This window comes from Streptomyces sp. NPDC059455 (genome assembly GCF_042750115.1).
GTDB lineage: Bacteria > Actinomycetota > Actinomycetes > Streptomycetales > Streptomycetaceae > Streptomyces > Streptomyces endocoffeicus.
Window position 1 is genome coordinate 1 of the sequence record NZ_JBHYVB010000168.1, and the last position, 26,125, is coordinate 26,125.

The following is a 26,125-nucleotide window of genomic DNA, read 5'->3' on the forward strand; positions in this document are numbered from 1 at the left end:
AGGACCTCAGCAATCCTCATTCTCGCTGGTCAGAGGCACTTTCTGCTTTCTTGATCACCAGCTGGACAGCCCGTCTCGTGAAAGCGCGAGGCTAGACGGAAGTCATGCGCTCCTGGACGGAAGACGGATGCCCGACCGCCGACGGTCTCTCTAGCCTCGATCGGACCGATAACGACCCGGCCCCCAAAGGATCCTCATGCCCGTAATATGCGCGCCCGCCGCACTGCCCCGGTCACTGCTCCGGTTTCGGCACCGCTGGGCGGCCGTGGCCGGCCTGCTGGTGCTGTCCCCGATCAGCGCGGAGTACCTCATCGGCTACGGCGAAAGCACTGGCCGGCCGCTGGAGCTGCTGGCGGGCCTGCTCATCCTCGCGCCGCTCTACGGAACCGTCGCGGTGCTCATCCGCGAGATCACTCGGCGTACCGGTCGCGGATGGCCAACGATCCTGCTGTTGAGCGCGGCCTTCGGGGTGATCCAGGCCGGCTTGATCGACCAGACCCTGTTCGACAATGAGGTCGACGCCGATGGTCCCGACTGGGCGACCCAGGCGCTGGTCACCCTCATCCCGGGCCTGGGCGTCGATGCGGCGAGTTTGCTGAACTATGTCGGGGGGCACGTGATCTGGAGTTTCGCCGCTCCGATCGCGGTGGTCGAATCCTGCGCCCCGCGCATCGCGAACCGGCGGTGGCTGGGCCCGGTCGGCGTCGGCGTCATCTCCCCTGGTCGCGTACATCCAGCCGTAGAAGCGTTCGCCGGCGGTCGGCGTACCGCTCTCACTCAGCGCCGCCGGGTGTGCACCTCCCACTAGAGCGAAAGCGATGCCGGCGACTGCGCCGACAGCGTTGGCCCCCAGGAGAACGTTCACGAGGCGTACTCGGTCGACGGTTCGGTGCCGTACTTCGTCCAGACCTCTGCGACGGCGTCGTGTGACAACGGCTGCCCGGACTCGACCATGGCCTTGAGATCACGGAAGTACTGCACGTACAGGCCCGGAGTGAAGGTGTTGAGCATGACCGCCGCGTCGTCAGTCACGTTGGCGAACGTGTGCGGCGCGCCCGGCGGGACCATGACCCACGTACCGGCTCCGGCGTCGTAGTCGTCCTGCCCGACGGTGAACCGCACGCTGCCCGAAAGTATGTAGAAGCCCTCGTCGTGCTGTGCATGGCGGTGCTGCGGAGGACCAGCGGTGTGCGGGGGGATGGTGATTTCACCCATCCCCAGGCGGTGGTTGGTGTTGCTGCCGTCCTCAAGGATCCGGATCGTCGACGGGCCGTTGACGATGAGCTCGCCCTCACCGGGACCGGTGATCGACACCTTGGCCATGAAGTCTCCCTGACTGGTGGGGTTGCCAACGCCAGGACCTTATGGTCGATCCGAACATCTATGCAAGTCGACTCTTAAAAAAATAGTTGACTCTCCTCGGGTGGCTTCGCCCGATATGCTTTCGGTCGGCACGGAAGGATGATCATGGCCGAGCGGAGTCGCCCGAACGGGCTCAGCAACCAGATGGAACGCACCAGGTCGGCGATCGTCACGGCCGCCCGCGATCTCGCCGACACCGGGGCTGAGATCACGATGCCGGCAGTCGCGGCCGAGGCACGGGTCTCCGAAGCAACCGCCTATCGCTACTTCCCCGACCTCCTCTCACTCTTGCGCGCCGCCGTGATGACGGAGGATCTGGTCGCGGTCCTGCGATCGGCGACGCGCGGCGACGACCCGGTCGAACGGATCGGTCAGGCCGCAGAGATTCTCGGCCGGGCGGTGCTGCGCAGGCAGGGTGCCGTCCGGGTGGTCGTCGCCTCGACCATCGCGAAACCCTCGATGTCCAAGGACCGTCCCGCCCACCGCTTCGGACTCATCGAGCACGCTCTTGCCCCGTGGGCCGACAGGTGCGGCTCCGCGCAGCGCGCGGACGTGGAACAACTGGTCCGCGGTCTCGCCCTCGTGATCAGCGCCGAGTCGCTGTTCGCCCTGATCGACCTCTGTGGCCTGACCCCGGACGACGCGATCGCCAGCCTCGTGACCACCGCACGGCAGATGACCGCGGCGGCAGTCGCGGCCATCCCCACGAGACCCGCCACCGGCTGAACCGCCGAATGCTGACCGTGCTTGTGCTGCACGAGAGGTATTGCGCACTGCGCCACACCGCGGCCCATACGGCAAGCAGCGGCCGAAGCGGCCGAAGGGGCCCGCGAACGGTGTCCGGGGGCCGACGAGGACGCGGCGCGGGAGGCCGCTGCTTTACCTCTGCCTGAGCTGTTTGCGGTTGGCTGTCAGGACTTCGTCGGACAGTTCGGGGTCGGCCTCGGCGACAGCGCGGGAGACCACCAGCGCGCCGACCATCTGGCAGAACAGCGCCACTGCCTGTTCGCGGGCTTCTGCCGCAGTCGGTTCGGTGCCGGATTGGTGCGCGCGGTCGAGCACCATCTCGGTGATGGCGCTGAAGTATCCCTCAAGCCCGCGTCGGTACTCGGCCTGAGATGTGGTGCCGTGGCGTCCGGCATCGACTGCCAGGGCGGCTGAGGCGCAGCCGGTTTCCGGGTGATCGCGGTGGGCGGCCGTCACGTATACGTCGACCATGTCGTTCAGGGCTGCCCGGGCGGAGCGGGGGTGTGCCTCGCGGATGGCGGCGAGTGCGTTGAGGGAGTCGGTGAAGCCCTGACGGTAGACCTCGAGGGCGAGGTCTTCCTTCGAGGAGAAGTGGTTGTAAAACCCTCCGTGCGTCATCCCGGCGGTCTTCATCAGCTCCTCGATGCCGATCCCGTCGATGCCGTGCAGCCTGAAGCCTTCGCCTGCCGCTCTGACGATCTTTTCGCGGTTGAGCTTCTTCTGCTCCTGGGTGATGCGTGGCACCTCGGACACCTCCTCGACAAGACGGCACCGCTGCGTGCGGGCCGAGGCCGACATCTCGCCCATTGCGATGATACCTGACATCAAAAAAGGTGTCCCCACGGGCTCCGGCTTGACAGGTAATGATGCTGATCACCATCATTAATTTTGATGGTGAACGACATCAAAGAGACGGGTTGGGTCTTCAACCCTCCTGAACACCTGCGAGAGGAAGACGCTGATGGACTTCGGAACTATCGGAGCGGGCACGATCGGGCAGGGCATCGCCAGGCATCTCGTGACGGCGGGTCATCGCGTCGTCCTGAGCAACAGGCGCGGCCCGGACACACTGAGTGACACGGTGGCGCGGCTGGGGCCGCTGGCCACCGCCGGAACGGTCGCCGAGGCAGCCGCGGCCGAGATGGTGTTCCTCGCAGTCAGGTGGCCGGACGTCCCTGCGGCGCTGGCCGACGTGTCCTCCTGGGGCGGCCGGATCCTGGTCGATACCAGCAACCAGATGACTGGCCCGACACCTGGAGACTATGTCGACCTCGGTTCGGACACGGGCAGTGAATTCGTCGCCCGTCACGCTCCGGGTGCACGCGTGGTCAAGGCGTTCAACACGCTGTTCGCCCAGTACATCGTGCCCGACCCGCGGCACGCGGAAGGCCGCCAGCTGCTCTTCTACGCCGGCGACGACGCGGACGCGAAAAGGGATTTCCGTGCGGTTGCCGACGAGATCGGCTTCGCGCCGGTGGACGCCGGGTCGTTGCGGGAAGGCGGCCGGCTGATGCAGGTCGGCGGTGGCCCTCTCTCGGCCCTGCACGCTCTCAAACAGGACTGAACAGTGAAGATCATGGCCCAGCACGACAGGAGCATCGCGTGAAAGCCCTCGCTTACGAAAAGGCCCACTCGCTTGACGCGTTCGCCATCGAGCTCATCGACGCCGCGGAACCACGGCTGCGCGACACGGATCTGCTCGTCGGGATCCGCGCCGTGGGCATCAATCCGGGTGAGGCGCTGATCCGGCAGCTGCGCAGCGCCGAACCGGGCGGACGAATCATTCTGGGATGGGAGTTCGCCGGGGTGGTGGAAGCCGTGGGACCGGAAGCCACGGGCTTCGCAGTCGGCGACCGCGTCATGGGCACCGGAGACATGACACGAGACGGCGCCTGGGCGGAGCGGCTCACGGTCGACCATCGTGTGGTGGCGAGGATTCCGGACCAGCTGTCCTTCTCAGACGCCGCGTCCTTGCCCATCGGCGGCCTCACGGCCTGGGAAGCACTGTTCCGCGATCATGACAGCTTGGCGGCGGGAATCGACCGGGTGCTGATCGTCGGTGGCGCCGGCGGCGTGGGGACGCTGGCGACACAGTTGCTGAAGAGCAGGACCTCGGCCGTGGTGGCGAGCACGGCCTCGCGTCCCGAATCACGCGAGTGGTGCACGAGGATGGGAGCGGATGTGGTCGTCGACCACACCGGAGACGTGCCCGGTCAACTGCGTGACGCCGGTGTCGGCCGGATCGACCTGGTGTTGTCCACTTCGGGGACCATCGGCAATGTCGGCTGGATCGCCGAGATCCTGCGGCCATTCGGTCACCTTGCCGTCATCGATCTGAACGGTCCCCTCGATCTTGGACCGCTCGTCGGTAAGTCCGTGTCGCTGCACACCGAAACCGTCTTCAGCAGGATCATGGCCGGTGGCGACATCGTCGGCCAGGGCAGAATCCTCGCCGAACTGGCAGCGGATGTCGTCGCGGGCCGGCTGCGTCCCATCGCCACGACGGTGCTCAGCGGCCTGAGTGTGGACACGATGAGAGCAGCCCACGAACTGGCCGAGAGCAGGCGGACGATCGGGAAGACCGTGATCAACATCTGAGCCCGTCCGTCTTCTCCGGTATCGGTACCAGTGGCACGGCCCCGGCCTGGGACACCACCCCACAGCCCCCGCCCTCGACCGTGGCAGGAATTTGAGATGACCTGTACGTCATCGAAATCCCGGGGCGGGCCCACAGCTCTCGCGTACGACCAGCTCCGTAGGGATGGTCACCCGCACCCCCGGCCCGGGGGTGCGCTCCAGTTGGTCGAGCATCAGGCTCAGACAGCGGCGGCCGATCTCCGCGAAGTCCGTACGGACCGTGGTGAGCGGGGGAAGCAGATGGGCCGCCTCCGGGATGTCGTCGTAGCCGATCACGCTGACGTCCTCGGGGACCCGGCGGCCCGCCTCGTGGAGGGCGCGGAGGACGCCCACCGCCATCTGGTCGTTGGAGACGAACACCGCCGTGACGTCCGGGTCGTGGGCGACGCGGCGGCCGAGCTCAAAGCCCGAATCCGCGCTCCAGTCGCCGAAGAGCGGCTCGTGCGCCTCCGCGCCCGCGTCCTTGAGGGCGGCCCGCCAGCCGTCCACCCGCGCCTCGGCGGCGATCCAGCCGACCGGGCCCGCGATATGGCGGATCGTGCGGTGGCCGAGGCGCAGCAGATGTTCCGTGGCCTGGCGGGCGCCGGACGCGGAGTCGCCCGCGACGACGGGGAAGCGGGCGCCGAAGCTCTTGTCCAGCGTGACCATGGGGATGCCGTGGTCGGCCTCGACCAGGGCCTCGCCCACCGAGCGCTGCGGGGCGATCGCGATGATGCCGTCCGCGCCCTGGCCGAGCAGCCGGTCGACCGCGCCCCGCACCGCCTCCTGGTCGGCGGCGGTGAGCGCGATCGCGCTGACCAGGTAACCGGCCTCCTGCGCGGCCTCGTTGATGCCCACGAGCGTGGCGGCCGGGCCGAAGCGGGCCGCGTCGAAGGAGATCACGCCGAGCGTCCGGCTCCGGCCGCTGGCCAGGGTGCGGGCGCTGGCGGTGGGGCGGTAGCCCAGTTCGCGCATGGCGGCGCGGACGCGTTCGCGGGTCTCGGGGCGGACCCGGGGATGGTCGTTGAGAACGCGGGAGACGGTCTGGCCGGAGACCCCGGCCCGGCGGGCGACGTCGGCCATCACGGCCCCGCCGCCCGCCGTGGCCCGGCGCCGCCGGACGCGCTGGGGCCCGCCCGCTTCCTCCTCCGGCCCGCCCATGTCCGTTGTGTCTCCCCTCGTGCGTTTGAGCTCTCGTGCGTTTGAGCTCTCGTGCGTTTGAGCTCTCGTGCGTCTGAGCTCTCGTGCGTCTCAGGCCTCGCGCGTTTGAACTCCCGTGCGTCTCAGCTCTCGTGCGTCTCAGGCCTCGTGCGTCTCAGGCCGCGTCCGTCCAGCCCAGGTCCGGCTCGTCCGTCAGCCGTACCGTCCGTGTCGTCGCCGCGTGCAGTTCCAGCAGGACCAGCTCGTTCGTCCCCGGCCGCAGCACCGGCGCGGGTACGTAGAGGCGGCGCTGCGGGCCGCGTGACCAGTAGCGGCCGAGGTTGAAGCCGTTGATCCAGGCCACACCCTTGGTCCAGCCGGGCAGGGCGAGGAACGCGTTGGCCGGGGTGTCCACCGTAAAGGTGCCACGGTGGAAGGACGGACCGGCGACGGGGGTGTCCGTGCTGCGGAAGGGCAGTTCGGGGAGGTGGTCCAGGGGGAGCGGGTGGCAGGTCCAGTTCTCCAGGGGCTCGCCGTCGAGGGTGACCGGGCCGGTGATGCCCTTGGGGTCGCCGATGCGCGGTCCGTAGTTCGCCCGGCCCATGTTCTCGACCAGGACGTCCAGCCGGGCCCCGTACTCCGGGCTCCGCACATGCAGCGTGTTCTCGTGCCGCTCGCGCTCCAGGACGCCCGCCGGGGCGCCGTTGACGAAGACCTGCGCCCGGTCGCCCACCCCGCCCGTGAAGTGCAGGACGCGGTCGCCGAGCGCGGGCAGCTCCGCGCCGTAGAGGACGAAGCCGTACGCCTGGCCCAGCCGCTCCATGGTGGGCGGGTCGGTGAACTGCTCGCCGGGGGACAGAAATTCGGCGCAGACCAGGGCGTTCGCCGAGGCTGTGAGCTGGACCTCGGTCGGCGGCAGCTTGGGCGAGGGCTCCGGGACGGGCTCGTCGGGGACGGCGGCGTGGCGGGCGATGACATCGCGGAACGCGGCGTACTTGGGGCCCGGGTCGCCGCATTCGGTGAGCACCGCGTCGTAGTCGTAGGAGGTGACGGCCGGGGTGTAGGCGTGGTCGTGGTTGGCGCCGGCCGTGAAGCCGAAGTTGGTGCCGCCGTGGAACATGTAGATGTTCACCGACGCGCCCGCCGACAGCAGCGTGTCCAGGTCCGCCGCCGCGTCGTCCGCCGCCCGTATGTGGTGTGGCTCGCCCCAGTGGTCGAACCAGCCGATCCAGAACTCCGCGCACATCAGTGGCCCGCTCTCCTGATGGGTGCGCAACACCTCCAGCGAGTCGCCGATCCGGCCGCCGAAGGTGCCGGTGGTGAGCACTCCGGGCAGGCTCCCGGCCGCCAGCTTCGACTTGTCCGCCTGATCGCAGGTGAACAGCAGCTCCTCGACGCCACGGGTGCGCAACGCGTCGGCCAGCTGCGCGAGATAGGCGGTGTCGTCGCCGTACGCCCCGTACTCGTTCTCCACCTGGACGGCGATCACCGGGCCGCCGCGCGCCGCCATATGGGGAGCGAGGGGCGGCAGCAGTAGATCGAGGTACGCGTCCACGGCGGCGGTGAAGCGGGGGTCGCGGCTGCGCGGGCGCAGACCGGGCTGGGCGGTCAGCCAGGACGGCAGCCCGCCGCCCTCCCACTCGGCGCAGATGTACGGCCCGGGGCGCAGCAGTACGCGCAACCCCTCGGCGTGGGCCAGCTCGAGGAAGCGGGGGAGGTCGAGGAGGCCGTCGAGGTCCAGGGTGCCGGGGGCGGGCTGGTGGAGGTTCCACGGGACGTAGGTCTCCACGGTGTTGAGCCCCAGCAGCCGCGCCTTGCGCAGCCGGTCGGCCCACTGGTCGGGGTGGGTGCGGAAGTAGTGGAGGGCGCCGGAGAGGATCCGGAAGGGCTCGCCGTGCAGCAGGAAACCGTCATCGGAGAGCGTCAGGGCGGGCAGGTCGGGGGGCATGGGGGTCAGGAGGTCCTTTCGGCGGCGGGGGCGGGTTCGTCGGCGGCGGGCTTGTCGGATGACGGTGGCGCGGGGCGTCCGGGTGACGCCGGAGGTACGGACGAGGGTGACGTCGGGCGTGTGGGTGACGTGGGGAGTGACGTAGGGAGTACGGACGGGGACGCGGCGCGGATCAGCCATCCGGTGGTGATCAGGCACACCGCGGAGATGGCGCAGAGGATCAGCGGTACGGCGCGGACGCCCGCGAGTTCGATCGCCTTGCCGAGCGCGGGCGGCGCGGCGACCCCGCCGACCATCGAGGCCGCCATGACCAGCGCCCCGGCCCGGTGGGCGCTCGGCGCCGCCCGGAGCAGCCAGGGCAGCCCGGTGGGGAAGATCGGCGCGATGAACAGCCCGGCACCCGCGTACGCGTACGGGGCCGCGGCGGGGATCGCGGCCAGCAGCAGACACCCCGTCATCCCGGCGCAGCTCACCGCGATGATCGCCTGGGCGGACCAGCGGAGGGCGAGCGGGGCGACGAGGAAGCGGCCGACCGTCATCATCAGCCAGAAGGCGGAGGTCGCGGAGGCGGCGGCGGTCGCCCCGTAACCGATGGTCTCCAGATGGGTCGGCTCCCAGCCGCCGACGCCGGACTCGATGGCGACGTGGAGGACGTAGAGGACGACGAAGGCGCCCAGGACGGTGGCGAGGCTGCGGGAGCGAACCCGGCGGCGCGCGCCCGCGCCCGCGTCGGTGTCCCCGTCCGCCCCCGTGTCGCCACCGCGCGGCGGGGCCTCGTCGCGCACCCCGGCCAGACACAGCAGCAGCGGCAGCGTGAGCGCGGCGAAGCCGAGGAAGACGGCGGGGTAGTGGGCGGCCCCGACCAGGCCGATGAGGGCCGGACCGAGGACGGCGCCGATACCGAAGTGGGCGTTGAGGATGTTGAGCATGGCGGCGCTACGGTGCCCGAAGCCGACGGCGAAGAGCTGGTTCAGCCCGTAGTCGATCCCGCCGAAGCCCAGCCCCGCGAGGAACGCCAGACCCAGAGCGAGCGACCAGCTGGGCGCGAGCGCGAACCCGGCCGCGCCACCCGCCATGAGCAGGTAGGACCAGCCCAGCAGCCGGCGGTTGCCGACCCGCCCGAAGAGCCGGTCGAAGACGAGGACACCCGCCACCGCGCCGATGAAATGCGCGCTCAGCCCGACCCCGGCCGCCGACGGCGACAGCCCGTAGGTGTCGCGCAGGGCGGGGATCGACGGCCCGTAGAGCGCCTGGAGCGCGCCGATGAGAACGAAGCCGACGCAGGAGGCGGCCACGGCGGCGCGGCTGAAGAGTTGTCGGGGAGGAGGGGATGGCGAGGGGGTGCTCGTTGGTTGCTCCGGTTGCTCCAAGGAGTCCACGAGGGGGAGTGTTACCGCTAACATACTGACCGTCAAGGCTCTGTTCTCGGACAGCTCCGGCCAGGTGGTATGCGGCGCGGCCTCCTCGCGGTCGCCTTCGCGAATCAACGGCGAGGAGGCTTCGGCCGACCGGCCCGGGCTTTCACCGTCCCGTGCGCATGTAGGCGCGCAGTGCGAGCGGGACGAACACCACCAGCAGCGCGGCCGACCAGAGCAGGACTGTGGCCACTGGATGGGCGAGCGGCCAGGCCGTGTGTCCGGACGTCGCCGTCCCGGGATTGCCGAACAGATCCCGGGCGGCGGCGGTGAGCGCGCTCACCGGGTTCCAGTCGGCCAGGAACCGCAGCCAGCGCGGCATGCCGTCGGTTGGGACGAACGCGTTGGACATCATGGTGATCGGCAGGAACAGCGGCACCAGCTGGGCGACGGTCTGTTCGTTCTTCGCCAGCAGGCCCAGGTAGGCGCCCGCCCAGCTCAGTGCGTACCGCGCCAGCATCATCAGCAGGAACGCCTCGACGGCGGGGATGAGGCCGCGGTGCGGCTGCCAGCCCGCCAGCAGGCCCGTCCCCGCCATGGCGGCGAGCAGCGGCAGGCCGATCAGGGAGTCGGCGCCGGTGTGTCCGAACGGCACCGCCAATCGTGCCATCGGCATGGACCGGAACCGGTCCATCACACCGCGGGAGGTGTCAGCGGCCATCCGCCCCATGACTCCCTGCATCGCGGTGAAGGTCACCATCGCGAACAGCCCGGGCATGAGGTACTCGCGGTAGTCGCCACCGCCCGGCACGGCGATCGCGCTGCCGAGGACGTACCCGAACAGCACCACCATGATGACCGGGAAGACCAGCGCGGCGATGATCTGCCCGGGCTCCTGCCGCAACCGTCCCAACTCGCGGCCGACCAGGGTCAGCCCGTCGGCGATTGTCCAGCGCAGGCGCCCCAGGGGCGAGGAGATGGCGGTCATCGGACGTGCTCCTTCGGGCCGGTGAGGCGCAGGAACACCTCGTCGAGGGTGGGACGGCGCAGCCGCACGTCGGCCGCGGCGACCCCGGCGCGGTCGAGCTCGCGCACGATGTCGGCGAGCCGGAAGCCTCCGCCGGGCAGGGCAACGCTCAACTGGTCGGCGCCCTCCACCGAGGGATCGGTCCCGGCCAGGGCATGCAGTACGGCCGTCGCCGGACGCAGCCCGGCGGGGTCTTCGACGGTCACATCGAGGCGGTCTCCGATCGTGGACTTCAGCTCGTCGGGTGTGCCCGTCGCGATCACCCGCCCGTGGTCGATGACGGCGATGTCGTCGGCCAGATGGTCAGCCTCGTCCAGATACTGCGTGGTGAGCAGCACTGTGGTGCCTTCCGTCACCAACTCGCGCACGCTGTCCCAGATCTCGCCGCGGCTGCGCGGGTCCAGGCCGGTGGTGGGCTCGTCCAGGAACAGCACCTCGGGGCGCTGAATGAGGCAGGTGATGAGGTCGAGGCGCCGCCGCATACCGCCGGAGTAGCCGGCGACCGGACGATCGGCGGCCTCCCTCAGTCCGAAGCGCTCCAGGAGCTCGTCGGCCCGCCGGTGCGCCTCGCGCCGGGACAGGTGGTAAAGGCGCCCGAACATACGCAGGTTGCCACGGCCCGTGAGCTTCTCGTCCACGGCGGCATACTGGCCCGCGAGCCCGATCCTGGCCCGCACCTGGTCGGCCTCTCCGACGACGTCGTATCCGGCGATGCGGGCATGCCCGGCATCGAGGTCGCACAAGGTCGCCAGAATGCGCACCGCGGTCGTCTTGCCCGCGCCGTTCGGTCCCAGCACGCCGCAGACCGTGCCCTGCGGCACGCTCAGGTCCAGGCCCCGTAAGGCATGGGTGTCGCCGAAGGTCTTGTGCAGCCCCTCGGCGATCACGATCGGATCAGCCATCACCCCTCCATTGGGTACCACGTACGCGATTCCGGGGAAGGCTAGGCCTTTGAGTACCATGTACGCAAGTGGAGGGTGAAACGGTGGCCGATGCCGAGTACGTGAACATCTGGATGCGGCCTGAGCGCCCGGCTGTCGGGCGGAAGCCGACCTACAGCCGCGCGCAGATCACCGAGGCGGCGGTCCGGATCGCCGACGCCGAAGGGCTGGAGGCCGCCACCATGCGGCGGATCGCCGCCGAGATCGGTACGGGCGCGATGTCGCTCTACCGATACGTCCCGAGCCGCGACGACCTCATCGAACTCGTGGCCGACCACCTGATGGGCGAGATCGACATCACGGGCGTACCCTCCGGCGACTGGCGCGCGGACCTCACGCGCTACGCCAACGGGCTGCGCGCGATGTGGCTGCGGCATCCGTGGGTCGCCACCGTGCACCGGTCACTCCCCGGCTTCGGCCCCAACCAGCTCCTGCTGATCGAACGGGTGATGGGCGCCCTCGACGCCCACGTCTCGATAGACGAGAACCTCCGCCTCATGGCCATGCTGAACAGCCACATCGAGGGCGCCGTCCGCGAGGAGATCAGCACGGCCGAGGAAGTCCGCCGCAGCGGGCTCAGCGAATCGGAGTGGATGGCGCGAAGCTCTCCACGTATCAACCAACTGGTGAACAGCGGGAAGTACCCGATCTTCACCAAGATCGTGACGGAGTCACACCAGCCGCACCTGAGCCGCGACGACCAGTTCCGGAACGGGCTGGAGCACATCCTCGGCTACATCGCCGTGAGCCTCCCGCCAACGCCCGAGCCTCCGCACCCCCCAGGCATGCGGCCCGACCTGCCCGGGGCCAACCGTGACGAAACCTTCGCCACGACGATCGACGACACGCCTACATGTGACGAAACAGCCACCACGGGCATTGGCGGGACACTCGGATGTGACGAAACCTCGGAGGATCCTGCCCCCACCCGCAGCTGCGCCGTGTGCGGCCGCCCCCTCCCCCCAACCGGCACCGGACGGCCCCGCAAATACTGCTCACGGGCATGCCGACAGCGCGCTTACCGCACCCGGACATGAGCTACGGCGGTGTCGCCCGGTTCGACTGGCACGCCGATCACTTGCTGGACAGGCGGAGATCTCCGGACCACGTATCGCACCGGACGCGGCCGGAGCCGAAGATGAGCTCCAGCGCGAGCCGCCCGCTGCCCGGGTGCACCTCTTCGCGCACGGCGAGGACCGCCTCACCGAGGTGATCCGCGAACGGAGTCCCGTCGCTGATCGCCGACACATGGACGCGGCCCAGCTCCGCCATGTCGTATCCCCCGGAAGGCACCGACGACTCCACGATCAGGCACCAACGGGCTGCGCGCGCCAACAAGGTGGTCATCGCCTACCCGGGTGCCTACGTCCACTGCGTGACCCGGCGACCGTCCACCTCGACGAGTACGACGAGGGCACCGGCGAATGACGCGGCGTCAGGGCGCGTATCGGGTCGTGATCAATGAGCATCGCAGCTTCCGGGGCGGGTGTCCGTCTGGGGCACGGGGCCCGGCGATCTGCGGCTGCGCCGTGTGGACGCGAGTGACCGGAAGCGTTGCCGCAGGCGGGCAGGCGGGCAGGCAGCGGCGGGGCCCGAGGGCCCCGGCTGCGTGCCCGCCGGGATGGTGTGTCAGACCATGGCGAGCCGGTCCACCAGCAGCTCCACCCTCGGCTCGGCGTCCTCGGGCAGCAGGCGGCCCGTTCGGGTCAGGGTGGCGAGCCCGTGCAGGGCCGCCCAGAACACCTCGGTGAACAGCCCCGGGGCGATGCCGTCCCCGGCGACCTCGGCGAGGCACTCGAGCAGGGCGGCGAAGGCGTCCTTCAGCGGCTCGGGGGTGTCCTCCTGCGCGTACGCCAGGCCGCCGTCGAGCTGGAACAGGGCGTCGTAGACCGCCGGGTTGTGCTCGGCGAAGTCGAGGTAGGCGCGGGCCAGGGCGGTGACCCGGGCGCGCGGGTCGTCCTCGGCGGAGGTCGCGGCCCGCACCGCCGCGGCCATCTCGGTGGCGCCTTCCAGGGCGACGGCGCCGATGATCTCGCGCTTGCCGCGGAAGTGGCTGTAGAGGACGGGCTGACTGTATTCGATGCGCTCGGCGAGCTGGCGGGTGGTGACCGCGTCCCAGCCCTGCTGCTCGGCGAGTTCGCGGGCTGTCGCCACGATGAGGCGCTCGCGCTCCGCCCGTTCGCGCTGCTTGCGTTCTTGTACCGACATAAAACGATCCTAGCATCACTAGACAATCGAGCGGCAGCAGTACTAGCGTTGCCTCATCGGCTAGCAACACTAGATTCGAAGAGGGTTATCATGCTCAACGCACTCGAGGTCGTCACCACCGTGATCGTCGGCGTGATGGTGGGGGTGGAGTTCTCCGTCGCCTTCATCATGAACCGGATCCTGGACGCGCTTCCCGAGGACAGCGGCCAGCTCGGCCACGCCCACGGCGGCCGGATGCTCGGCGCCCTGATGCCGTTCTGGTACATAGGCTCGCTCGTCCTCAGCGCGATCTGGGCCGTCGCCGGATGGCACCACGGCGGGGCCGGACTCGTCGTCACCGCCGCCGGCCTGCTGATCGTCAGCGTGGTCATGTCGATACTGCTGCTCGTCCCGATCAACAACCGGAACAGGACCTGGACCCCCGACAACCGGCCCGCCGACTGGAAGCAGCAGCTGCACCGCTGGAACCGCTACCACTACGTCCGCGTCGCCGTCATCATCGCCGCCTTCACCCTGCTGGTCGCCGCCCTCGCCTGATAGCACCGCTGTCCCGACATGCGCTGGTTCGCCCCTGCATATCGACGGCTTTCGCCCCGTCGGGGTGAGCCCGAGAGGGCTTCGGATTTCTGACCCCGCGGGCCGACGCCGCGCCGGTGGCGCACAATCCCCACTCCCCGGGGGCGGCTGACCACCGAAAACCCGACATTCGGGAATGCGGCTGCCGCTCAGATCCCACAACTGCGATCCCGGCAAACCACGCCCCGCGATCAGCCGCGTCCACGCGGCCTGATCAGGCCCCACACGACTCACCGGGCTCCACGAAGCTCACCAAGCTGACGAAGACTCGCGAGGAGAAGGACAATGTCGCTGAAGAAGATCAATACCGTCCTGGCCGCCGCCTTCATCCTCTTCATCCTCTGGTTCGGGATGGAGTTCATCCTGAGCCCGGAGACGACGGCGCCGAGCTTCGGCCTGCCGAGCTGGCCGTCCGGCGACGGCGACGGCTTCCTGATCATCAAGGGAATCCGCGACGTCGTCTTGGCCCTGGTCCTGGGCATCCTGCTGGTGACGGGCCACCGCCGGGCGCTGGGCTGGGTGCTGCTGGTCGAGGCCCTCGCCGCGTACGGCGACATGGCCACCGTGCTGGCCCATAACGGCTCCGTGGCCACAGCGCTCGGCGTCCACTGCTTGACCGCGACACTGATGGTGGTCAACGGCCTGCTGATGATGCGCGAGACCCGCAAGGTCGCGGCCGCTCCGGCAACACCCGCTCTGCAGCCCGCCTAACGCCACCTCGGCGCGTGTCGGTATTCGGCTGTCAGCGCCTGCCGGGAAAGGCGAGGCGCACGATCTTCTTCCAGTGGCGGCGGCCTGGTCCCGTGCCCACCCCCGCCGACCGCAGGCCCGGTCAGCCGTGGCGACCCGGCACCCCGCCCCCGGCGCCGAGCGACCCGGACCTGCCCAGCGCGGACATCCGCATCGGCTACGCCCGCTGCTCCACGCTCGGCCAGGAACTCGACTCCCAGCTCGACGTGCTCGCCAAGCACGGCATCCCCAGGGACAAGGTGTTCAGCGAGAAGATCAGCACCCGCGTACGGGGCCGCCTCCAGTTCGAGGAGGCGCTGAAGACCGCCCGGGAGATCAAGGCGCACGCCCCGCACTGCCGGGTCATCCTCACCGTGTACGAGATGAAGCGCCTGGGCCGCGACGCCGCCGAACTCCCCGCGCTCGCCGACCACCTCACCGCCCACGGCCTCATCCTGGAGATGCTCGCCGGGCCCCTGCCCGGCCTCTACGACCCCACCGGGCCGGGGAAACTGCTGCGCCAACCGCCGTTCCGTTGTTCCCCGGTGCTGGCCGGACGAGGCTCCGCCGGCGGGTGCGCCGCCGCAACTCGCGGGTGGCCAGCGGCGCGCAGTCGGGTGGCCAGCGGTCCGCAGTCGGGCGTCCGGGGCGGAGCCCTGCCACGTGGCGGAGCCGCCCGCCGCGGGCGGCGCGATCCGTCGGGCACCTCCTCGGCACCCCGACGGGGGGCACCTCCCAGTGGTGGCCGGAGGCGACCCAAGCCCGGAAAAGGGGCTGCGGAGGGGGACGGGTCTTGTCACGCTGTGCGGATGGACCGTCAACGGAGATCCCATCTCGCGCACGCCGACCATCCGATCGCCGCCCCGATCGCCGACGAGTCGGTGGCCCGACTGCTCGACCGGGCGGTGGCGGACGAGGCCGACCGCGCCCTCGACCTCGGCTGCGGAGGCGGCGAATGGTTGCGGCGGCTGCTGGTCCGCTATCCGTGGATGCGCGCCGAGGGGGTGGACATCCACACCGCGGCCCTGGAGCAGGCACGCGAGGGCGCGGAGGAGTCCGAGGTCGCGGACCGGCTGATCCTCCATGAGATGGACGCCGCGGTCTTCGCCTCGGCGCACCGCTTCGACGTGGTCCTGAGCGTCGGCGCCGCGCACGCCTTCGGCGGTCTGCTGCCCACCCTCGCGGCGGCGCGCGAACTCCTCGCCCCGGACGGCCATGTCCTGGTGGGCGACGGCTTCTGGGAGCGTGAACCCGACGCCGCCGCCCTCTCCGCGCTGGGTGCCACCTGGGACGACTACGCGGACCTCGCGACCACCGTGGACCGCGTCGTCGCGGACGGCTGGACGCCGGTCTACGGCCATGTCAGCACGGCCGGGGAGTGGGACGACTACGAGTGGTCCTGGACCGGCTCCCTCTCCCGCTGGGCCCTGGACCACCGCGAGGAACCCGACGCCCTGGACGCCTACAAGGTCGCCGCCGAGCACCGTTCCCAGTGGCTGTCCGGCTACCGGGGCACGCTGGGCTTCGTCACGCTCGTGCTGCGCCGGAGTCCCTGAGACAGGCGTTGTCAGTGGTCGATGCGACCATCGCGGCATGCGTGCAGAGAGCTCGACCGCCGCCTACTGGGACGCCGCCGCCGGGGGCTTCGACGATGAGCCGGATCATGGGCTGCGTGACCCGGCCGTGCGGGACGCGTGGGCCGGGCGGCTGCGGGGGTGGTTGCCTCGGCGGGCCGTGGATGTGCTGGACCTCGGGTGCGGCACGGGGAGCCTCGCGTTGCTCGCGGCCGAGTGGGGGCATCGGGTGACGGGGGTCGATCGGTCGCCGCGCATGGTCGAGCTGGCGCGGGCGAAGCTGGCCGGGACGGGGGCCAGTGTGATCGTCGGGGACGCGGCGGAGCCGCCCGTGGGGGAGGGGCGGTTCGATGTCGTGCTGGTGCGGCATCTGCTGTGGATGCTGCCGGATCAGCGGGCGGTGCTGCGGCGTTGGGTGCGGCTGCTGCGGCCGGGTGGGCGGCTGGTGCTGATCGAGGGGCGGTGGGGCGAGTCCGAGCCCGTCGGGCTGACGGCCGCCGAGCTGTCCGCGCTGGTCGGGCCGTTGACGGAGCGGCTGTCGGTCGAGCAGCTCGCGCCGGACGCGGCGCTGTGGGGGCGGGCCGTGCACGACGAGCGGTATGCCCTGGTGGCGGACCTCGCGCCGGTTCGGCGGCATCGGGAGATCGTCGATGTGCATCTGATCCTGCGCCGGGGCGGGGACGTCCTTCTCGCGCGGCGGGCGAACACGGGCTATGCGGATGGGCTGCTGCATGCCCCGTCCGGGCATGTCGAGGACGGCGAGGACGTGCGTGCGGCGATGCTTCGGGAGGCGGCCGAGGAGATCGGGATCAGCCTCGGCCCGGACGAGGTGCGGGTCGTGCTCGTGCTGCAGCACAAGGCGCCGACCGGGGACGCCCGTACGGGGTGGTTCTTCGAGGCGGAGGTGGGGGAGCGGGGGGACGGCGGGCTTGAGCCCGTCAATCGGGAGCCCGAGAAGTGCTCGGAGCTGGGCTGGTTCCCGCTGGACGCGTTGCCGGACGACATGGTGGCGTACTGCCGCGCGGGCCTCGAGGCATATCGCGCGGGGCACCGCTTCGCCCTCCACTGGCATGAGCCGGACGACCCCATCGCGTACGCCCCCGAGGGGCCCGATCGGCTGACCCCGCTCTGACGGTCGGAGGTTCTGGGACGTTGTCCCGGCTAGCTAGACTCGGGCGCGAAGGGAGGGCGCGGTGAGCGACCACGATCGAGACGCGGAGCGCGCGGCCCGGCCCAAGCGGGCGGACGCGCGGCGCAATGAGAAGGCGCTGCTCGAGGCCGCCGCCGCGGTGTTCGTCGCCTCGGGCGTGGAAGCGCCGATACGCGATATCGCGGCCAAGGCCGGTGTCGGGACGGCCACGATCTACCGCCACTTCCCGACCCGAGCCGACCTCATCGTCGCCGTCTACCGGCACCAGGTCGAGGCCCTCGCCGAGGCCGGTCCCGCCCTGCTGGCGAGCGGCGAGACCCCGCACACCGCACTGGGGCGGTGGATCGACCTCTTTGTCGACTTCCTGGTCACCAAGCACGGCCTCGCCGCCGTGCTGCAGTCCGACGACTCCTGCTTCGACCCCCTGCACTCGTACTTCATCGACCGGCTCCTGCCCGTCTGCGATCAGCTGCTCGACGCCGCCGTCGCCTCGGGCGAGATCCGCTCCGGCCAGGACGCCTATGAGCTGATGCGCGGCGTCGGCAGCCTCTGCGCGGGGGCTGGCAACAACCCCCGCTACGACGCGCGTCATCTCGTCGGGCTGCTCATCTCGGGGCTACGCCGAACCCACTGACGGGCTTGTCGTCCGGGCCCGCCGACCTGCCGACCCGCCGATCCGCCAACCCGACGACCCGACGGCTCGGGGTCGCGCCGTGGGCCGTCGGGTCGGGCCGTATCCCCCCCGGGCACGGTCCCGGGGCACGGTCCCCGGAGGAGCAGACGTCCGGGGCGGGACCCGTGCCCTCCCGAGACCGGCGCCGAGGGTTACGCCGAGAGCTCCCGTACATAGCGCCACTCCGTGGCCGCCGGTTCGTAGCCGAACCACTTGTTCACCGCCAGCATCGGACCGTTGTCGCCGTCGTTGCCGGTGAACGCCTCCCGGCAGCCCGCCGAGCGGGCGCGGTGGAGCGAGTCGTTCTTGGTCAGCTTGGCCAGGCCGCGGCCGCGGAAGGCGCGGAGGGTGCCCGTCATGCCCGACCAGTAACGGCCCCGGCCGTCCGTGTGGGCCACGCTGTAGGCGGCCACCGTGCCGTCCACCACCGCCACCGACGTCAGCTCGCGATCGAGCGCGGGATGTTCCCAGGTCAGGGCCAGCCACTCGGCGTACGGCGGCGCGGCCGTGTCCACATCGCCCGGCTCGTCCGCCGTGCACTCCACATCCGCCTCGTACAGCGGACGCGGATCGTCCGCGAAGTCCGCCGCCGTGCGCAGCTCCACCCCGTCCGGGAGACCGTCCGGGAGGCCGCCCGCGCTCAGCGGCGGCAGCGCCGCCGCCGTCAGGTCCAGCCGCTGGACACGGGAGCAGCGGCCGCGCCGGTAGCCGCGCCGCTCGGCGAAGGTCACCGAAGACGCCTCGTCCAGCGCCCAGGCGAAGATCTTCGCCGTGCCCAGCCCGGACAGATACTCCTCCGCGGCGGTCACCAGCGCCGAACCCGCGCCCCGCCCGCGCGCCTCCGCGCTCACCGTCGTATTGGCGAAGGCCAGCCCCGGCTCGTCGCTGTCGTGGAAGACGCCCACCTCGCTCGAGCCCACCACCTGCCCGTCCGCCTCGGCGACCAGCAGCCGGTAGTGCTGTTCGACGGGCGCGCTCTCCGACGTCCAGACCACCGTCCGGGGTGTGGTCACCAAAAAGGGGAAGGCGGAGCGCCGCGCCGCCGCCACGGCCTCCGCGTCGGTGGCCCGGAAATCGCGCACAGTCATGGTCATGGTTGCGCAGATTACGGCCTGTCAGCCCGGCTCGCCCGCCAATTCCCGCAGCTCGTGCGCTAGATCACCGGGGCCATGCGATTCCCCCTCGACCGGGCACACCGTTCCCCTCGGCCTGGCACACGGTCCCCCTCGACCTGGCACACAATGGGTGCCACAAACACCGTCCCGCACCCACCCGCACCCGCACCCACCCCCACCCACGCCCCAGGAGCCCCAACGTGGCCTTGCAGATCACCGTCGACCAGGACGCGGCGACCGCCCCCTTCGAGCAGATCCGCGCGCAGATCGCCGAGCTGGCCCGCTCCGGCGCGCTTCCCGTGGGCTACAAGCTGCCCACCGTGCGCGGCTTCGCCGAGGAGCTGGGGCTGGCCGCGAACACCGTCGCCAAGGCGTACCGGGCCCTGGAGACGGACGGTGTGATCGAGACCCGCGGCCGCCACGGCACCTTCATCGCGGCGGCGGGCGACGCGACCCTGCGCCGGGCCGCCGAGGCCGCCCAGACCTACGCCCAGCGGGCGCGGCGGCTGGGCCTGGACCGCGCGGCGGCCCTCGCCACCGTCGAGGACGCCCTGCGGGCGGTCTACGGCGACTCCGAGTGACCCGGCCGGGGTGGCCCCGGCAGTGACCCCGCCTGACATGCTGTCCCCCATGACCAGCGCGCTGCCCAACCCCATGACCGGCCGTACGACCAGCCGCAAAGCCCTCGTCCGGCGCCCCAGCCCCCGCCTCGCCGACGGGCTCGTCACCCATATCGACCGCACCCCGGTCGACCCCGCGCTGGCCCTGCGGCAGTGGGAGGTCTACGTCGTGGCGCTGCGCGCGCACGGCTGGGAGACGGTCGAACTGCCCGCGCTGGACGACTGCCCGGACGGGGTGTTCGTGGAGGACACCATGGTCGTCCACCGGAACGTCGCGGTGATCGGCCGCCCCGGAGCCGAGTCCCGCAGGCCCGAGACCGCGACCGTCGAGGCGGCCGTGACCGGCCTCGGCTGCTCGCTGAACCGGATCCACGAGCCGGGGACGCTGGACGGCGGGGACGTCCTGAAGATCGGCGACACCCTCTACGCGGGACGCGGCGGACGCACCAACGGCGACGGCATCCGCCAGCTGCGCGCCGCGCTGGAGCCGCTGGGCGCGCGGGTGGTGGCCGTACCGGTCAGCAAGGTGCTCCACCTGAAGTCGGCGGTCACCGCGCTGCCGGACGGCACCGTCATCGGCTACCCGCCCCTCGTCGACGACCCGGCCGCGTTCCCCCGCTTCCTCCCCGTCCCCGAGGAGTCCGGCGCCCATGTGGTGCTGCTCGGCGGCGGCAAGCTGCTGATGGCGGCGAGCGCACCGCGCAGCGCCGAGCTGTTCGCCGACCTCGGCTATGAGCCGGTGCCGGTGGACATCAGCGAGTTCGAGAAGATGGAGGGCTGTGTGACCTGCCTGTCCGTACGGCTGCGGGAGCTGTACGGCTGACATACGGCCGGGGACCCGGCTGACGTACGGCTGGGGACTGCCCGGCTGACGTACGGCTGGGGGCGGTACGGCTGAGCAGCCGGGCAGCCCCCTCGCCGTACCCCCGTCGGCGTACGGCGTCTCAGAGGTACAGCCCCGCGTTCGACTCCGCCGACTGTGACGGCACGGCGGGTGGCCGGGTGCCGCGCCGCAGTGCGTACAGCTCCGCGAGCGTCGCGCCGTCCCGTCCGATGACACCTTCCCGGTCGTCGACCTCACCGCCGAGCCAGCTCACCGCCTCCGGCCGGGTCAGCTTGCCGACCTCGATCCGGGCCAGACACCGGCCGGGCCGGACCACCGCCGGATGCAGCCGCTCCAGGTCCTCGTTGGTGGTCACCCCGACCAGCACATTGCGGCCCTGGCCGAGCAGACCGTCCGTCAGGTTCAGCAGCCGGGACAGGGCCTGGCCCGCGGTGTGCTTGGCCTCGCCGCGGATCAGCTCGTCGCAGTCCTCCAGGAGCAGCAGCCGCCAGCGTCCCTTGGCCGTGCCGTCGTCCTCGCCGATCGCGATGTCCATCAGATAGCCCACGTCGGTGAACAGCCGCTCCGGGTCCAGGACGCAGTCCACCTGGCACCAGTCCCGCCAGGAGCGGGCCAGGGTGCGCAGCGCCGAGGTCTTGCCGGTGCCGGGCGGGCCGTGCAGCAGCAGGAGGCGGCCGGCGATGTCGTCCGGGGTGACCTTCATCAGCCCGTCCATGGCCTCGGCCACCGGCGCGGTGTAGTTGCCGCGGATCTCCTCCCAGGTCCCGGCCGAGATCTGCCGCGTGGTGCGGTGCGGGCCACGCCGCGGCGAGACGTACCAGAATCCCATCGCCACGTTCTCCGGCTGTGGCTCCGGCTCGTCCTCCGCGCCGTCCACGGCCTGGTGCAGCACCTTCTCGGCCAGGGCGTCGTCGACGGCGGTCACGGTCACATCCGCCCCCCGGTTCCACCGGGAGATCAGCAGGGTCCAGCCGTCGCCCTCGGCGAGTGTCGCGCTGCGGTCGTCGTCGCGGGCCGCGCGGAGCACGGTCGCGGACGGCGGCAGCAGCGTGGCGCCCGACCTCACCCGGTCGACGGAGTGACTGCGGGCGTACGGCTGCTCGCCGGTCGCGAAGCGTCCCAAAAAGAGCGCGTCGACGACATCCGACGGCGAATCGCTGTCATCGACGTTCAGCCGGATGGGAAGGGACTTTTCGGCGGGTGTCGTAGGCAGGGTCTGCCTCCTGAGAACGGGGGGGCCTGGTGCGTCGGTCAGCGCACCCGCCCCCATGATCCAGGACGGAGGGCGAGGGCGCACCAAGGTTTGTCGCCGTTTACCGAGCTGTTCCACGGAAGCCCACCGGAATGGGGGCGTTCACGGATACTCTTACCCTTTGTGGGGCGCTGGGGAAGGGAACGGGGCGGGGTGGTCAGGTTATGGCAAAAGAGGCGTCGGCGGACCGGCGCGTTGCTCGGCGTCGGCATGACCACGCCAGCGCTGCTGGTGACCACGTGCTCCAGTCCGCCCGGCGGGGACGACGGGCCGCACGGATCGGAGTCGGCGCGGGGAACGGGCGATGTCAGGGGTCCGGGCTGGGGGTTCACCCATACTCAGTACAGTGCCGACCAGGGCACGGACGGCGGCCGTAAGGCCGCGGCGGACCTGCTGTCCCGCCACCCGATGCCGCAGAACCAGCACATCATGGGCTGGGGCGCGGGCAACCCCGAGCCGTCCCCGGGCGACTACGACTTCGCGGACCCGTTGGCGAAACGTGAACCCTTGGCGAAATCGGCGCCCGAAACCAGCGCCGACACATAGCTGACGATCTCCGTTCCATCGGCGGAGCCATCCGCGTCGATCATCACCACGATCTCGCCGGTGCAGGCGGCGAATCCGGTGATGAGCGCGTCCCCCTTGCCCTTGCCGGACTGTGAGACGACTTTCACCTCGGGCCACAGTTCCCGGGCCACCCGGACCGTGTCGTCGGTGGAGTTGCCGTCGACCAGGACCACCTCATGGATCCAGTCGGGGAGGGTTTTGAAAACGTACGGAAGATTCTCGGCCTCGTTCATCGCCGGAATCACGACGCTCACCGGTGGTGCTATCGCGAGATGAGAGGACGCCGGGCGGTACGGATGCGTAACGGCCGCCGGATCGATTTCCGGCACGGCCGGGCGTAGAAAGGAACTCATGAGTCTGTTTTCCCTCTCGTCCGGTGGACCGTCCGCCCCACGGACGGTCCTTTGGTGTATCCGGTTCGAAAGGGAGGTTCTCGCCCGCCCATGACGGCATCGACCACCGTACAAGGAAAAGTGAGCTGGCTGGTGTTACTGGCCTCGCGGCCCGCGTGCACGGCACACCCCGAAAAGCACCGGGACAGCCGGACGCGGCACCCCTCTACCGCGTTTCCCGCCCCGGGAACCATCGCGACGCTGTGAAGCCCCTCCCCTGGAGCCGCATTGAATGATGGTTCCGGCACGGGTGAAAGTGCGACGGAATTGACGTCGCAAACTCTATGGCAAGCCTGTTGCGGCTACACCCCCCTTGGTAATTTTGTTCGTCAGCCTTGTGGGTTCCTTTCCCGAAGGCCGCCCATGCGTTTGAGCAGTCGGTCGGCCGGTCCGAAGAGCTCCGGCCGGGAAACCACCGTATTCCGCAGCGCACGCACCGGAGCGCGGCGCGCCCGATGACCGAGCGCCACCGGATGGCGGCGCGTCACCCACCCCTCCGACACGCTGAGATCGCGTGTTTTGAGGGAGTCCTTGTATTCCTTCTCACCGCGCCCGAGATCGAGATAGTCCACACCCTGCGCGGCGGCCCCCTCCGCCATCCGCAGATGCAGCACAAGTCCGGGCGAGAATTTGGCATATGCCGGGTCGTAGGCCGGAAACCAACAGGCGAGCACCCGCTCCGAACGCAGCCCGAAATGCGCGGCCACCGGCCGCCCGCCCGCGTACAGCACCGACAACAGACCCTGGCAGGAGGCGGCGCGGGTGTGGAAGAGCTGCTCCACCAGCCGGATGATCCAGGGATGGGCGAACCGATCGCTGCGCCCGGTCCTGCGGTACTGCGCGGACTTCCAGCCGATCAGAGTGCGCAGTACGGCCGGATCGCGCTCGTCGTGCACATAGCGCACCTCTCCCGCGTCCCGGCCCAGTTTGCGCTCCTTGGCCAGCGTGGTGCGGGTGAACTTCGGCGACCGGTCGCGCAGCCGGGCCAGATACGCCTCATAGCCGCGCTCCACATCGATCACGGGGGAGGGGAAGGAGCCACGGGCCCCCACCTCGAACGGCTTCTGCCCCTCCACGAGATGGTCGAACTCCCAGACGGCGAGGCCGCAGGCGCGCAGCAGCTCCCGGGCGTCCCACTGGAAGCCGGGCCGGTGCACCAGGCCCTGGGCGTCCGAGAGGCCGAGACCGACCGCCCGCCCCACCCCTAGCCGGGTCCGCTGAAAGGGGAAGAACGCCACCGGCTCCCCCTCCTCCCGGACCACCGCGATCCGCACCCCGCGTCTGCAGCGGCCGACCGCCAGCGTGAACTCCGGAGACAGAAAGGGGTTCGCCAGCTCCGGCGCGCCCAGCAGATGCGCCTGTGACTGCATGGCCGTCCACACCGCCCGGTCGGCCGCCGTCAGCTCGCCCGGGCGGTACACACCGATGTCCACGTTGTTTCAGTCCTGACTTCGTGTCATGCGTCGCCGCCGTGCGAGGCGGGTGAGCAGCGTCGGCACCAGGATCAGCAGGCTCACGGCCCCCACCGCCGCCACACCGCCGCGCGCCGACCACATCCGCAGCGCCAGCATCGCCTCCGCCACCAGCAGATCCAGCGCGAGCGCGCCCGCCACCGCCAGCACCGGGCGGGTCAGCGCGTCCAGCCCGCGCAGCGTGCTGCCTATGGCCAGTGCGGGCGCCGCGAGCAGGAAGAACAGCGTGAACGGTGCCCGCAGCGGTGAGTGGACGTCGGCCAGCGCGAGTGCCGCGCCGAGGCCCGCGATGCCCACCGCGGCGCCCACGATCGCCGGCAGCGAATCCCCACCCGCCGGTCTGTTGTCAGTGATGGTATGCATTGGCGACCTTGCCCCCCGAAGCGCCGGATGCCGGGCTTCAATGTCGCGCAGCCGACGGATGCCGTCAAGACGGAGAAAGTGTGCGAACGCGACGTAGGCGGGCGGACGGTTGAGCCCTCATCAGGGCTGGTCGCGCCGTGTGCGCCGGTCGTACGCCGGGGGTGGGCGGGGTGTTCGAGTGAGGTGTTCGGGCGTCGCGTTCTGACTCATCCGGATTCCGTCCGACCTATGGATGTATCAGCCGCGTATCGAAAGATTTTTGCCAACTACCCGCATAGATCGGCCGTTTGCGCGGGATGACATATCCATGTCACACCGCCGAAACCGATCCCGGGCGGCGTGACTGACGGTTTCGAACGTGATTGCCCCTATGTCGGGCCATCACGCCTCATATCGGCACAGCAGTGATCCTGCTAGGGAGTTCGAATGAAACTGTCCAGACTCACGGCGACGATGGGTGCGTTCGTCGTCGGTGCCGTCCTCGTCCTCACCGGGGCCGGCACGGCCCAGGCCACCGAGAACAGCGCGGGCCCCGCCTATGTCGCGCTGGGCGACTCCTACTCATCCGGCGTCGGCGCGGGCAGCTACGACGGCGCCAGCGGCAACTGCAAGCGCAGCACCAAGGCGTACCCCGCGCTCTGGGCCGCCTCGCACGCCCCATCGAGCTTCAACTTCACCGCTTGCTCCGGCGCCAGGACCGGCGATGTGCTGAACAACCAGCTCGGCCCGCTGAACTCCGGCACCGGCCTCGTCTCCATCTCCATCGGCGGCAATGACGCGGGCTTCGCCGACATCATGATGACCTGCGTGCTGCAGTCCGAGTCCACCTGCATCAACGCGGTCAACAGCGCCAAGAACTTCGTCCAGAACACCCTGCCCGGCAAGCTGGACCAGGTCTACAACGCCATCAGCGCCAAGGCCCCCTCCGCACATGTCGTCGTCCTCGGCTACCCGCGGTTCTACAAGCTCAGCGGCTCCTGCGTCGTGGGCCTCAGCGAGGCCGAGCGCGCCGCGATCAACAGCGGCGCCGATGTCCTCAACTCCGTCACCGCCAAGCGCGCCGCCGACCACGGCTTCAGCTTCGGCGACGTCACCGCGACCTTCACCGGGCATGAGATCTGCTCCGGCAGCGCCTGGCTGAACAGCGTCACCATCCCCATCGACGAGTCCTACCACCCCACCGCCGCCGGCCAGTCCGGTGGCTACCTCCCGGTCTTCAGCTCGGCCGCCTGACCCGCGCCCGCCACCACTCGCGGGGGAGGAGGCCCCGTTCGCCGGGGTCTCCTCCCAGGTCCCTCCACCGTCGCGGGCACGCGGTCTCGCCGCACCTGTGGCCCTTACGGGGCGGTCGGTGCCGGGCTTGCCGCCCGCGGCGGACCGCTCCCCGCCCCGCCCCTTCCCGACACCTGACGATATGCGGCTCCGCCGCGTGGGGGGCTCCGCCCCAGACCCTG

Annotated in this window: 26 protein-coding genes and 2 pseudogenes; 14 read left to right on the top strand and 14 right to left on the bottom strand. The window is 70.5% G+C overall.

Annotated features, from left to right (window positions below; genetic code table 11):
* Positions 1-265: 265 nt before the first annotated feature.
* Complete coding sequence (locus ACFXB5_RS39940; protein WP_385217963.1) at positions 266-808, top strand: hypothetical protein; 543 nt, start codon at positions 266-268, stop codon at positions 806-808.
* A gap of 53 nt (positions 809-861) precedes the next feature.
* On the opposite strand, the gene ACFXB5_RS39945 is transcribed toward ACFXB5_RS39940, so the two are convergent.
* Positions 862-1,323, bottom strand: coding sequence for a cupin domain-containing protein (locus ACFXB5_RS39945; RefSeq protein WP_385217964.1), 462 nt, complete (start codon positions 1,321-1,323; stop codon positions 862-864).
* A gap of 144 nt (positions 1,324-1,467) precedes the next feature.
* On the opposite strand from ACFXB5_RS39945, the gene ACFXB5_RS39950 reads away from it, so the two are divergent.
* Entirely contained in the window at positions 1,468-2,088 is a 621-nt protein-coding gene (locus tag ACFXB5_RS39950; RefSeq protein ID WP_385217967.1) for a TetR/AcrR family transcriptional regulator, read from the top strand.
* Positions 2,089-2,241: 153 nt separating this feature from the next.
* Here the strand turns inward: ACFXB5_RS39950 and ACFXB5_RS39955 are convergent, their stop codons facing one another.
* Positions 2,242-2,934, bottom strand: coding sequence for a TetR/AcrR family transcriptional regulator (locus ACFXB5_RS39955; protein ID WP_385217969.1), 693 nt, complete (start codon positions 2,932-2,934; stop codon positions 2,242-2,244).
* 136 nt (positions 2,935-3,070) lie between these two features.
* Between ACFXB5_RS39955 and ACFXB5_RS39960 the strand changes: the two genes are divergently transcribed.
* Together ACFXB5_RS39960 and ACFXB5_RS39965 are read left to right on the top strand one after the other, a co-directional pair.
* Positions 3,071-3,673, top strand: a complete 603-nt coding sequence (locus ACFXB5_RS39960) for an NADPH-dependent F420 reductase (RefSeq protein WP_385217971.1) — start codon at positions 3,071-3,073, stop codon at positions 3,671-3,673.
* A gap of 38 nt (positions 3,674-3,711) precedes the next feature.
* A complete protein-coding gene (locus ACFXB5_RS39965; protein WP_385217974.1) occupies positions 3,712-4,707 on the top strand; it encodes an alcohol dehydrogenase catalytic domain-containing protein in 996 nt (331 codons plus the stop codon).
* A 108-nt stretch (positions 4,708-4,815) separates the two neighbouring features.
* Here ACFXB5_RS39965 and ACFXB5_RS39970 read toward each other — a convergent pair whose 3' ends face one another.
* From ACFXB5_RS39970 to ACFXB5_RS39990, 5 genes are all read right to left on the bottom strand, one after another.
* Complete coding sequence (locus ACFXB5_RS39970) at positions 4,816-5,886, bottom strand: LacI family DNA-binding transcriptional regulator (protein ID WP_385217977.1); 1,071 nt, start codon at positions 5,884-5,886, stop codon at positions 4,816-4,818.
* A gap of 154 nt (positions 5,887-6,040) precedes the next feature.
* Positions 6,041-7,813 carry a beta-galactosidase gene (locus ACFXB5_RS39975; RefSeq protein ID WP_385217980.1) on the bottom strand — a complete coding sequence of 591 codons (1,773 nt, stop codon included), beginning with the start codon at positions 7,811-7,813 and terminating at the stop codon, positions 6,041-6,043.
* Positions 7,814-7,818: 5 nt separating this feature from the next.
* Entirely contained in the window at positions 7,819-9,216 is a 1,398-nt protein-coding gene (locus ACFXB5_RS39980) for an MFS transporter (protein WP_385217983.1), read from the bottom strand.
* 118 nt (positions 9,217-9,334) lie between these two features.
* Positions 9,335-10,156, bottom strand: coding sequence for an ABC transporter permease (locus ACFXB5_RS39985; protein ID WP_385217985.1), 822 nt, complete (start codon positions 10,154-10,156; stop codon positions 9,335-9,337).
* Positions 10,153-11,097 (bottom strand): ATP-binding cassette domain-containing protein, encoded by a 945-nt coding sequence (locus ACFXB5_RS39990; RefSeq protein ID WP_385217988.1) that lies wholly within the window; start codon positions 11,095-11,097, stop codon positions 10,153-10,155. The genes ACFXB5_RS39985 and ACFXB5_RS39990 overlap by 4 nt, the downstream gene beginning before the upstream one ends.
* A 68-nt stretch (positions 11,098-11,165) precedes the next feature.
* On the opposite strand from ACFXB5_RS39990, the gene ACFXB5_RS39995 reads away from it, so the two are divergent.
* Complete coding sequence (locus ACFXB5_RS39995; RefSeq protein WP_385217991.1) at positions 11,166-12,173, top strand: TetR/AcrR family transcriptional regulator; 1,008 nt, start codon at positions 11,166-11,168, stop codon at positions 12,171-12,173.
* Positions 12,174-12,210: 37 nt separating this feature from the next.
* On the opposite strand, the gene ACFXB5_RS40000 is transcribed toward ACFXB5_RS39995, so the two are convergent.
* A complete protein-coding gene (locus ACFXB5_RS40000; protein ID WP_385217993.1) occupies positions 12,211-12,429 on the bottom strand; it encodes a hypothetical protein in 219 nt (72 codons plus the stop codon).
* A 336-nt stretch (positions 12,430-12,765) separates the two neighbouring features.
* A complete protein-coding gene (locus ACFXB5_RS40005) occupies positions 12,766-13,344 on the bottom strand; it encodes a TetR/AcrR family transcriptional regulator (RefSeq protein WP_385217996.1) in 579 nt (192 codons plus the stop codon).
* A gap of 90 nt (positions 13,345-13,434) precedes the next feature.
* Here ACFXB5_RS40005 and ACFXB5_RS40010 point away from each other — a divergent pair, with 90 nt between their 5' ends.
* The 6 genes and pseudogenes from ACFXB5_RS40010 (at position 13,435) to ACFXB5_RS40035 (ending at position 18,007) form a co-directional block, all read left to right on the top strand.
* Positions 13,435-13,881, top strand: a complete 447-nt coding sequence (locus tag ACFXB5_RS40010; protein ID WP_385217999.1) for an anthrone oxygenase family protein — start codon at positions 13,435-13,437, stop codon at positions 13,879-13,881.
* Between the two features lie 324 nt (positions 13,882-14,205).
* The gene (locus tag ACFXB5_RS40015; protein WP_385218001.1) at positions 14,206-14,631 is read left to right on the top strand and encodes a DUF4267 domain-containing protein; all 426 of its coding nucleotides are present in this window, start codon (positions 14,206-14,208) and stop codon (positions 14,629-14,631) included.
* A gap of 245 nt (positions 14,632-14,876) precedes the next feature.
* Positions 14,877-15,062 (top strand): annotated as a pseudogene (locus ACFXB5_RS40020) (recombinase family protein); the annotation flags it as partial.
* A gap of 396 nt (positions 15,063-15,458) precedes the next feature.
* The gene (locus ACFXB5_RS40025; protein WP_385218026.1) at positions 15,459-16,205 is read left to right on the top strand and encodes an SAM-dependent methyltransferase; all 747 of its coding nucleotides are present in this window, start codon (positions 15,459-15,461) and stop codon (positions 16,203-16,205) included.
* A 37-nt stretch (positions 16,206-16,242) separates the two neighbouring features.
* Positions 16,243-17,355, top strand: coding sequence for a methyltransferase domain-containing protein (locus ACFXB5_RS40030; protein WP_385218004.1), 1,113 nt, complete (start codon positions 16,243-16,245; stop codon positions 17,353-17,355).
* 61 nt (positions 17,356-17,416) lie between these two features.
* Positions 17,417-18,007 carry a TetR/AcrR family transcriptional regulator gene (locus tag ACFXB5_RS40035; protein WP_385218006.1) on the top strand — a complete coding sequence of 197 codons (591 nt, stop codon included), beginning with the start codon at positions 17,417-17,419 and terminating at the stop codon, positions 18,005-18,007.
* A gap of 191 nt (positions 18,008-18,198) precedes the next feature.
* On the opposite strand, the gene ACFXB5_RS40040 is transcribed toward ACFXB5_RS40035, so the two are convergent.
* Positions 18,199-19,140, bottom strand: a complete 942-nt coding sequence (locus tag ACFXB5_RS40040) for a GNAT family N-acetyltransferase (RefSeq protein WP_385218009.1) — start codon at positions 19,138-19,140, stop codon at positions 18,199-18,201.
* Positions 19,141-19,361: 221 nt separating this feature from the next.
* Between ACFXB5_RS40040 and ACFXB5_RS40045 the strand changes: the two genes are divergently transcribed.
* The gene (locus tag ACFXB5_RS40045) at positions 19,362-19,742 is read left to right on the top strand and encodes a GntR family transcriptional regulator (RefSeq protein ID WP_385218011.1); all 381 of its coding nucleotides are present in this window, start codon (positions 19,362-19,364) and stop codon (positions 19,740-19,742) included.
* 73 nt (positions 19,743-19,815) lie between these two features.
* Positions 19,816-20,604: a dimethylargininase gene (ddaH, locus tag ACFXB5_RS40050; protein ID WP_385218029.1), complete on the top strand. Its 789-nt coding sequence runs from the start codon at positions 19,816-19,818 to the stop codon at positions 20,602-20,604.
* Positions 20,605-20,725: 121 nt separating this feature from the next.
* Here the strand turns inward: ddaH and ACFXB5_RS40055 are convergent, their stop codons facing one another.
* The 4 genes and pseudogenes from ACFXB5_RS40055 to ACFXB5_RS40070 form a co-directional block, all read right to left on the bottom strand.
* Positions 20,726-21,895, bottom strand: a complete 1,170-nt coding sequence (locus ACFXB5_RS40055; protein ID WP_385218014.1) for a DUF5925 domain-containing protein — start codon at positions 21,893-21,895, stop codon at positions 20,726-20,728.
* A gap of 467 nt (positions 21,896-22,362) precedes the next feature.
* Positions 22,363-22,797 (bottom strand): annotated as a pseudogene (locus tag ACFXB5_RS40060) (glycosyltransferase family 2 protein); the annotation flags it as partial.
* 368 nt (positions 22,798-23,165) lie between these two features.
* Positions 23,166-24,269 (bottom strand): GNAT family N-acetyltransferase, encoded by a 1,104-nt coding sequence (locus tag ACFXB5_RS40065; protein ID WP_385218017.1) that lies wholly within the window; start codon positions 24,267-24,269, stop codon positions 23,166-23,168.
* 6 nt (positions 24,270-24,275) lie between these two features.
* Positions 24,276-24,671 (bottom strand): hypothetical protein, encoded by a 396-nt coding sequence (locus ACFXB5_RS40070; protein ID WP_385218020.1) that lies wholly within the window; start codon positions 24,669-24,671, stop codon positions 24,276-24,278.
* 426 nt (positions 24,672-25,097) lie between these two features.
* Here ACFXB5_RS40070 and ACFXB5_RS40075 point away from each other — a divergent pair, with 426 nt between their 5' ends.
* Positions 25,098-25,904 (top strand): SGNH/GDSL hydrolase family protein, encoded by an 807-nt coding sequence (locus ACFXB5_RS40075; protein ID WP_385218023.1) that lies wholly within the window; start codon positions 25,098-25,100, stop codon positions 25,902-25,904.
* Positions 25,905-26,125: the final 221 nt, after the last annotated feature.

What these genes read in the sequence shown, in the direction of transcription:
- ACFXB5_RS39945 (WP_385217964.1), bottom strand. Translation starts at nt 1,323, where the DNA reads ATGGCCAAGGTGTCGATCACCGGTCCCGGTGAGGGCGAGCTCATCGTC.
- ACFXB5_RS39950 (WP_385217967.1), top strand. Translation starts at nt 1,468, where the DNA reads ATGGCCGAGCGGAGTCGCCCGAACGGGCTCAGCAACCAGATGGAACGC.
- ACFXB5_RS39955 (WP_385217969.1), bottom strand. Translation starts at nt 2,934, where the DNA reads ATGTCAGGTATCATCGCAATGGGCGAGATGTCGGCCTCGGCCCGCACG.
- ACFXB5_RS39960 (WP_385217971.1), top strand. Translation starts at nt 3,071, where the DNA reads ATGGACTTCGGAACTATCGGAGCGGGCACGATCGGGCAGGGCATCGCC.
- ACFXB5_RS39970 (WP_385217977.1), bottom strand. Translation starts at nt 5,886, where the DNA reads ATGGGCGGGCCGGAGGAGGAAGCGGGCGGGCCCCAGCGCGTCCGGCGG.
- ACFXB5_RS39975 (WP_385217980.1), bottom strand. Translation starts at nt 7,813, where the DNA reads ATGCCCCCCGACCTGCCCGCCCTGACGCTCTCCGATGACGGTTTCCTG.
- ACFXB5_RS39980 (WP_385217983.1), bottom strand. Translation starts at nt 9,216, where the DNA reads ATGTTAGCGGTAACACTCCCCCTCGTGGACTCCTTGGAGCAACCGGAG.
- ACFXB5_RS39985 (WP_385217985.1), bottom strand. Translation starts at nt 10,156, where the DNA reads ATGACCGCCATCTCCTCGCCCCTGGGGCGCCTGCGCTGGACAATCGCC.
- ACFXB5_RS39990 (WP_385217988.1), bottom strand. Translation starts at nt 11,097, where the DNA reads ATGGCTGATCCGATCGTGATCGCCGAGGGGCTGCACAAGACCTTCGGC.
- ACFXB5_RS40005 (WP_385217996.1), bottom strand. Translation starts at nt 13,344, where the DNA reads ATGTCGGTACAAGAACGCAAGCAGCGCGAACGGGCGGAGCGCGAGCGC.
- ACFXB5_RS40010 (WP_385217999.1), top strand. Translation starts at nt 13,435, where the DNA reads ATGCTCAACGCACTCGAGGTCGTCACCACCGTGATCGTCGGCGTGATG.
- ACFXB5_RS40015 (WP_385218001.1), top strand. Translation starts at nt 14,206, where the DNA reads ATGTCGCTGAAGAAGATCAATACCGTCCTGGCCGCCGCCTTCATCCTC.
- ACFXB5_RS40025 (WP_385218026.1), top strand. Translation starts at nt 15,459, where the DNA reads ATGGACCGTCAACGGAGATCCCATCTCGCGCACGCCGACCATCCGATC.
- ACFXB5_RS40030 (WP_385218004.1), top strand. Translation starts at nt 16,243, where the DNA reads ATGCGTGCAGAGAGCTCGACCGCCGCCTACTGGGACGCCGCCGCCGGG.
- ACFXB5_RS40040 (WP_385218009.1), bottom strand. Translation starts at nt 19,140, where the DNA reads ATGACCATGACTGTGCGCGATTTCCGGGCCACCGACGCGGAGGCCGTG.
- ddaH (WP_385218029.1), top strand. Translation starts at nt 19,816, where the DNA reads ATGACCGGCCGTACGACCAGCCGCAAAGCCCTCGTCCGGCGCCCCAGC.
- ACFXB5_RS40055 (WP_385218014.1), bottom strand. Translation starts at nt 21,895, where the DNA reads ATGGGGGCGGGTGCGCTGACCGACGCACCAGGCCCCCCCGTTCTCAGG.
- ACFXB5_RS40070 (WP_385218020.1), bottom strand. Translation starts at nt 24,671, where the DNA reads ATGCATACCATCACTGACAACAGACCGGCGGGTGGGGATTCGCTGCCG.
- ACFXB5_RS40075 (WP_385218023.1), top strand. Translation starts at nt 25,098, where the DNA reads ATGAAACTGTCCAGACTCACGGCGACGATGGGTGCGTTCGTCGTCGGT.